This window comes from Vibrio sp. Vb1337, from assembly GCF_033338715.1.
Lineage (GTDB): Bacteria > Pseudomonadota > Gammaproteobacteria > Enterobacterales > Vibrionaceae > Vibrio > Vibrio alginolyticus.
Genome location: NZ_JAWOTD010000098.1, coordinates 1 through 1,453 on the forward strand (window position 1 = coordinate 1; position 1,453 = coordinate 1,453).

2 protein-coding genes are annotated in these 1,453 nt (G+C 47.0%); both read left to right on the forward strand.

Features of this window, described 5'->3' with window-relative positions; all coding sequences use genetic code 11:
- The coding region (locus tag R7E42_RS24175; protein ID WP_318073112.1) for a LysM peptidoglycan-binding domain-containing protein at positions 1–966 on the forward strand (966 nt) is incomplete at its 5' end.
- A partial coding sequence (locus R7E42_RS24180) for a YIP1 family protein (RefSeq protein WP_318073113.1) occupies positions 963–1,453 on the forward strand: 491 nt, incomplete at its 3' end. The genes R7E42_RS24175 and R7E42_RS24180, both read left to right, overlap by 4 nt.

Genomic DNA, 1,453 nt, shown 5'->3' on the forward strand with positions numbered 1-1,453 from the left:
GCCTACAATAGTGGCGGCGGTCGTGTATCTAGCGCTATCCGTAAGAACAAAAAATTGGGTAAACCTGTCGACTTTTTCTCTTTAGATCTGCCAAAAGAGACCAGTAGCTACGTGCCAAAACTTCTCGCTCTTGCGGACGTGGTGGCAAACCAAGAAAAGTACGGTATCGACATTCCATCTATCCCAAACAAACCAGTGCTGACGTTAGTCGATCCGAAAGAACAACTGGATCTCGCTATCGCTGCTGATTACGCGGGCATCGGGGTAAAAGAGCTGCAAAGCTACAACCCTGCCTACAACCAATGGTCCACCGCACCAGAAGGGCCTCATCAGCTTCTTATTCCTGTGGAGAAGAAGGATGCGTTCTTAACTCAAGTTGAGAGCAATCGCGGTAAAGGCATGAAAGTCGCGCGTTACGAAGTCAAACCTGGCGACTCGTTGAGTATGTTGGCGAAGAAATACGGTACGACCTCAAAAGTGATTCGTCGTGCTAACGGCCTGTCGAACAACAACATTCGCATTGGTCAGTACTTACTTATTCCGACGTCAACCAAAGACGATTCAAAGTACGCACTTACAGCGCAAAACCGTTTGAACAAAACGCAATCGCAAGCTCGTGGCCAGCTGAAACTGTCACACGTTGTGCAATCGGGTGAAAGTTTGTGGTCTATCGCTCGTGACAACAAGGTTTCACACAAATCGCTAGCAAAATGGAACGGCATGGGACCAAAAGATACCCTGCGCGTCGGTCAAAAGCTGGTGATTTGGAAAAAATCAGACCAAGGCGCCGTGATTCGTACCGTGTTCTACAACGTTCGCTCTGGCGACACCATCAGTGGCATCGCAAGCAAATTCAAGGTGAAGAGCAACGACATCGTAAAATGGAACTCGCTGCATAAGCAGAAGTACCTAAAACCGGGTCAAAAACTTAAGCTGTACGTAGATGTAACTAAGGTAAGTGTATGAACCCGTCAAGTAACCCACTCGTAATGTTGTTGGACATATTCCGTTCTCCAACCTCTTGTTTTCTTGCGCTTTATCAGCGTGGTGGTTGGGGATGGCAACCTTTCATCTTTTTGATGCTAAGCCCATTCCTATTTTGGGGCGCGTACTTTTCGAACGTTGATTTTACGTGGTTAAGTGACCAACTCACTGTACAGTTCCAACAAATCGACCCACAGCAGATTGAGCTATTGGAACCAAACACGTTGATGGCAAGTGCGATCATTAATGACGTGTTCAATCGCTTTGCGACGCTTTTGTTGCTTGCGTTTTGGTTCTTCCTTGCGACTAAAGCAAGTAAACAACAATACGGTTATTGGAAATGGTTTGCGGCATCGTGCGCCATTTTGTTTCCAGCGGTATTGGGCGACATTGCAAGCTACGCAAGCTTACTATTGAAACATGGTCAGGTAATGCCCTATGCGGCGGATCTCAACAGTCTCAATGGCTT